The following is a 5,404-nucleotide window of genomic DNA, read 5'->3' as shown; positions in this document are numbered from 1 at the left end:
GCGGTGTCCTGACCGCGAAACAGATACTGGCCGCTGCTCGGGCTATCGAGACAACCCAGCAGGTTCATCAGGGTCGACTTGCCGGAGCCGGACGCACCGACAATGGCGATCATCTCTCCTGCCGAGATGGTGAGGTCAAGAGGGTGGAGCACGGTGACTTCGCTGTCGCCGCTCTGGTAGCGTCGCTCGACCCCTTTCAGCTGGATCAACGGCAGCTGGTTCAGGGGCTCACTCATAGCATCACCGCCATCTCATCATTGTCGGCGGGGGCACCGTGATTGAGCTGCACCTCCTCCTTCTCGCTCAGCCCGCTGATCACCTCAATGCGGATCTCGTCCTTCATACCGGTTTTGATATGACGGGTTTCGGTTGTCTCATCGTCCTTGATCACGGTGATTTCATACTCGTTGTCACCCAGCGACTTGCCGAGGGCGGTTTGCGGCACAGTGAGCACCTGCTTGCGCTCGCCGAGCACTATGGTCACCTGGGTGGTCATTGCCACCCGCAGGGTATGAGCGGGATTAGGCACATCAAACAGGGCGTAGTAGTAGACAGCCGCATTGCTGGTGGTGGTACCTGTGGTGGCCTGATCGTTGATGTTGGTAGGCGCTAACTCCACGGCGCGAAGGGTACCCTGATAGCGGGTATCCGGATCGCCGATCAGGGTGAAGTAGACCGGCATGCCAGCTTTGACCTTGGTGACATCAGCTTCGGAGATCTGCGCCTTGACCGTCATGGTCTCGAGGTTGGCCAGCTTGAGTACGGTCGGTACCGTCTGGCTGGCAGCCAGGGTTTGGCCCTGACGGGTCACAATGCTGATGACGGTGCCATCCATCGGCGCCAGGATCTTGGTATAGCCCAGCTCGGTCTTGGCCCGCTCAACCTTGATCAGGGCGTTGTCGATATTGGCCTGGCTGTTTTGCAGTTCGGCTCGGGTGACCGCCAACAGGGCCTCGGCACTCTCCAGATCGGCCCGTGAGCTCGCCTCCTGCTTGAACATCTGCTGCTGGCGCCGCCAGGCGAGTTCGTTCTGTTTGAGTTGAGCCTGCTTGATCTTGAGCTGGGCGCGGTTGCTGGCAAGCTCCGCCTCGGCCGTCTTGAGGTTGTTCTGGGCAATCAGGGGATCGATCTCGGCCAGCAGGTCTCCCTGTTTGACCTGATCACCGGCCTCGACCGCCAGCTTGGTAACCTGACCGGAGACCTGGGCCCCCACATCCACCTGCTCCACGGCCTGAAGCACGCCACTGGCCAGTACGGTCTGGGCAATATCCTCGCGGGTCACTTGAGCGGTCAGCATCGCCTTGGGGGGTTGACTGGGCCAGATTAGCCAGCCGAGGAGCACCACGGCGATCAGCATGGTGATGGCCAGGGTTCTCTGCTTGGGGGTTATGTTCATCGATCACCTGAATTGAAACGGAAAAGGTTGTGCGCGGCGATTATCCTGCAGCAAAGCCCTGATAAATAACAGCCGCAAATATGTAAGCAAAGTTATGGCGTTAACTGTCAATAAGCCGTGAAAGGAGTAAGCGAGAGACTGCAGTGGTGAGCAAGATGGTCAGCAAGAGGGGGGAGTGCGACTGGCGGTTGCGATGAAAAAGCCCTGCGCAGTGGCAGGGCTTGGGAATAGGTAATGACGAGTGAGGATCAGGCCTTGGCCAGCAGATCCATCACCCAGGGCAGACCCTGCTTCTTGCGGCTGACAAAGCCCGGGTGGTAGCTGGACTCGGCCGGTACTTTGGCGTGCTCGGTAAAGTAGATACGGCTGGCTGCGGCTGTCAGGTCAGTCACCATCAGCACGAAGAAGTCGAGCCCTTCGCTTTCAACACGGTGTGCCATCTCTTGCTGCAGAGTTTCGATCTGGTCGGCAAGCTGTTGTTCGCTGCCCACTTCGATCTGGCTCATGATGAAGTTCAGACCTTCGGCCTGGAATGCTTTCTCATCCTGTTGCAGCAACTGCGCAGGAGTGAGACCGCTCAGGTCGGTTTTTGCCATCAGCAGCTGTTGACCAAACTCGGCCAGCGATACTTCGGCCAGCGGTGCCAGACGCTCACAAGCGATCTTGTCCTGCTCGGTGGTGGTCGGCGAGGTGAGACAGAGGGTGTCGCTCATGATGGCACCCAGCATCAGGCGAGCCTGGCTGCGGGTCACAGTGCCTTGTTGGCTCAGCAGATCGAAGGCGATGGTGCAGGTGCAGCCGACGGCCCGGATCCAGGCATCCAGCGGAGATTGGGTGACCAGAGTGCCGAGACGGTGGTGATCCACCAGGCCCAGTACATTGGCTTGTGCCAGTGTGGCGGGGCCCTGTTCCAGATCACTGAAATCCACCAGCCAGACATCTTCACCGGTCAGATCTTTGGTCAGCAACTCGGGTTCGCTGACGCCAGCCTGCTCCAGAATAAAACGGGTTTCGGTGCGCAGGTCACCCAAACGCCATGGGGTGGCCTGACGGCCCTGGCCATTGAGCCAGTCGGTGATAACCAGCGCACTGCAGATACTGTCGCTATCAGGATTCTTGTGACCAAAAACGTGGATCATAGACAAAGCCTCACAATTGGATACCCATAAAGGGGGGCAACACTATGCGAAATCCGCCACATGAAGGCAACCGGATCCACGCCCATGTTGCTGCCAGCTTCGCCTAACTCGCCATTTTATTGATCTGAGTCGGTAATCCTGACGCGAGTTCGGTTCTCACAGTTGGCTATTGGCTATTGGCTATTGGCTATTGGCTATTGGCTATTGGCTATTGGCTATTGGCTATTGGCTATTGTGGACTGCGCAGGCAATGGCGCCCGCCTGTGCCAGCGCAGTCAGCATATTTGGTCAGCGCTATCAGACGCTATCGCTGCAAATCGGCTTTATTGCCAGATTCAACGACGCAGCAGCTCGCGGGCGTTGGCCAGGGTGTTGTCGGTGATCTGGTCGCCACCAAGCAGCCGTGCCAGCTCGTTGAGACGGGCGGTCTCATCAAGGGCACTCATTTGGGTTTCGGTGGTTTTGCCATCGGTATGCTTGCTCACCACCATATGCTGGTGGCCGTTGCCTGCCACCTGAGGCAAGTGAGTGACCACCATCACCTGAGTGGACTCGCCGAGCTGGCGCAGCAGGCGACCCACCACGGCGGCAGTCGGGCCGCTGATCCCCACATCCACCTCATCGAAAATCAGGGTCGGAGTGGAGATCTTGCGGGCGCTGATCACCACGATGGCGAGGCTGATGCGCGACAGCTCACCGCCGGAGGCCACCTTGCCAAGCGGCTGGATCGGTTGGCCTGGGTTGGTGGTGACCATAAATTCCACCCGATCGATACCCAGTGGTGACAGGCTGCTCTGGGCGTCGGGGCGCACCTCGATGGCAAAGCGGCCATCGGGCATCGCCAGTTCGTGCATGCTGCTGGTTACCTTGGCGCCCAGCTCCTGGGCGTAACGCTGGCGGCTCTGGCTCAGGGCTTCGGCGGCCTGTACAAAAGCCTGACGGGCATCGGCCAGCTCATCTTCCATCCCCTCTAACCGCTCCTCATCGGAGTTGAGGCGGGCGAGATCCGAGGCAAGCTCCTGATGGTGTTGGGCCAGATCCGCCGGTTTGACGTGGTGCTTGCGGGCCAGATTGATCGCCTTGGAGAGGCGGGCCTCCAGCTCGTTGAAACGTTCGGGATCCAGCTCCAGCCGATCGAGGTAGCTGCGAAGTTCGCTGTGGCTCTCCTGCACCCCGATCAGCGCTTCGTTCAGCATCTCCAGTACCGGGGTGAGGCGGCTGTCCATGCTGACCAGCCCCTCGGCCCGATCGACGGCCGATTGCAGCAGCCCTGCGATAGTGGTCTCTTCGTTGTCATAGAGCAGATCGAGGCAAGCCCCGCACTCTTGCATCAGCTCTGTGCCGTTGGCCAGACGCTGGTGCTCCTCCTCTATCTCTTCGAACTCCCCTGGTTGCAGGGCAAATTCGTCCAGCTCCTGCACCTGGTACTCGATCAGCTGGCGGCGGGCCTCCCGCTGTTGCTGCTCGGCCTTGAGCCGGTTCAGCTCGTTTTGCAGTTGGCGCCACTGCTGATAGTGCTGGCGCACCTCGTCGAGCAGCAGATGGTGACCGGCATAACCGTCGAGCAGAGCGAGCTGGTAATCGGGTTTGAGCAGCATCTGGTGGGCATGTTGACCGTGCACGTTGACCAGCAGCTGGCCCAGATTCTTGAGCTGGGTAAGAGGGACGGGCACGCCGTTGATATAGCTGCGGGAGCGACCCTCGGCGGAGATGACTCGCCGCACGATACACTCACCTTCGTTTTCCAGTTCGTTGGTGGCGAGCCAGGCGCGGGCGGCCGGGTTGTTGTCCAGCAGGAAGCGGGCGCTGACCTCGCTTTTATCGCTATCGGGTCGCACCATGCCCGCTTCGGCCCGTTCTCCGAGGCAGAGACCGAGAGCGTCGATGGCGATGGATTTACCGGCACCGGTCTCACCTGTGATGCAGGTCATGCCCGGTTGCAGATCGAGTTCGAGAAACTTGACGATGGCGAAGTTGTTGACGGTCAGCTGGGTCAGCATGGTCTCATCCTGTATAGGTCAACATTACTGTGTATGCATCCAGTATATACTGGTCTTATATACAGTAAAGAGGGCGCCGCCATTTTTAACAAAGGAAAGCCGCGCCAGTGCGCTATGGCTATGAGAATACGGGACTGACTATTGGTACGCAGTACGGATATGAAGTGCAGGGGGCGTTGCCACGACAGAAAACAGAGAAAGGCGCCAATTCAGGCGCCCTCTCTGGCAATGCCGTTGTCGGTCAAAGCTGATTAGAACAGCTTGCTGCCCCAGCCGAGCTTGTTGCGCAGCACGTGGAAGTAGCTGTAGTCGAGGGGATGCACCAGATGAAGCTGGTGGTGGCTCTTCTTGATGAGGATCTCGTCCCCCGGGTGGACCGCCAGGGTCACCTGACCGTCACAGCTGACCTGCATGGCATCGTCCTGATTGTCCGGTGAGACCAACAACCGTACTTCGCTGTCGGCATCGAGCACGATGGGGCGACTGCTCAGGGTGTGCGGGAACATGGGCACCAGCGTAATGGCGTTGAGCTTGGGGGTGAGGATGGCGCCACCTGCCGATAGCGAGTAGGCGGTGGAGCCCGTCGGGGTGGCCACTATGATGCCGTCCGAGCGCTGGCTATACATAAAGCTGCCATCGATATAGACCTCGAACTCGATCATATGGGCGATCTTGCCCGGGTGCAGTACTGCTTCATTCACCGCCAGATTGCTCGACTTGCGCTCGCCGTGGCGATAGACCGAGGCCTCCAGCAGGAAGCGGTGTTCGCTCTTGTAGTGGCCGGAGAGCACCTGCTCCAGTGGCAGCAGGTAATCCTGCGGCGAGAGATCTGTCAGAAAGCCGAGGTTGCCCCGGTTGACCCCGATCAC

Annotated in this window: 5 protein-coding genes; all 5 read right to left on the bottom strand. The window is 59.3% G+C overall.

What is annotated here, in order from left to right; translation table 11 throughout:
• A partial coding sequence (locus tag AB5Y92_RS07330; protein ID WP_368226216.1) for an ATP-binding cassette domain-containing protein occupies positions 1–236 on the bottom strand: 236 nt, incomplete at its 3' end.
• On the bottom strand, positions 233–1,396 hold the full coding sequence (locus AB5Y92_RS07325) for an efflux RND transporter periplasmic adaptor subunit (protein WP_368226214.1): 1,164 nt from the start codon (positions 1,394–1,396) through the stop codon (positions 233–235). The genes AB5Y92_RS07330 and AB5Y92_RS07325, both read right to left, overlap by 4 nt.
• Before the next feature lie 248 nt (positions 1,397–1,644).
• Positions 1,645–2,535 carry a manganese-dependent inorganic pyrophosphatase gene (locus AB5Y92_RS07320; RefSeq protein ID WP_005338046.1) on the bottom strand — a complete coding sequence of 297 codons (891 nt, stop codon included), beginning with the start codon at positions 2,533–2,535 and terminating at the stop codon, positions 1,645–1,647.
• Between the two features lie 335 nt (positions 2,536–2,870).
• On the bottom strand, positions 2,871–4,535 hold the full coding sequence (gene recN, locus AB5Y92_RS07315) for a DNA repair protein RecN (protein WP_368226211.1): 1,665 nt from the start codon (positions 4,533–4,535) through the stop codon (positions 2,871–2,873).
• Between the two features lie 251 nt (positions 4,536–4,786).
• Positions 4,787–5,404: NAD(+) kinase (gene ppnK, locus AB5Y92_RS07310; RefSeq protein ID WP_368226209.1), on the bottom strand; the 618-nt coding region annotated here is incomplete at its 5' end.

The sequence above is a fragment of the Aeromonas sp. R1-1 genome (assembly GCF_040908495.1).
Lineage (GTDB): Bacteria > Pseudomonadota > Gammaproteobacteria > Enterobacterales > Aeromonadaceae > Aeromonas > Aeromonas veronii.
The sequence above is the reverse complement of the archived record's forward strand: the minus strand, read 5'-3'. Positions and strand labels throughout refer to the sequence as shown.

What these genes read in the sequence shown, in the direction of transcription:
- AB5Y92_RS07325 (WP_368226214.1), bottom strand. Translation starts at nt 1,396, where the DNA reads ATGAACATAACCCCCAAGCAGAGAACCCTGGCCATCACCATGCTGATC.
- recN (WP_368226211.1), bottom strand. Translation starts at nt 4,535, where the DNA reads ATGCTGACCCAGCTGACCGTCAACAACTTCGCCATCGTCAAGTTTCTC.
- AB5Y92_RS07320 (WP_005338046.1), bottom strand. Translation starts at nt 2,535, where the DNA reads ATGATCCACGTTTTTGGTCACAAGAATCCTGATAGCGACAGTATCTGC.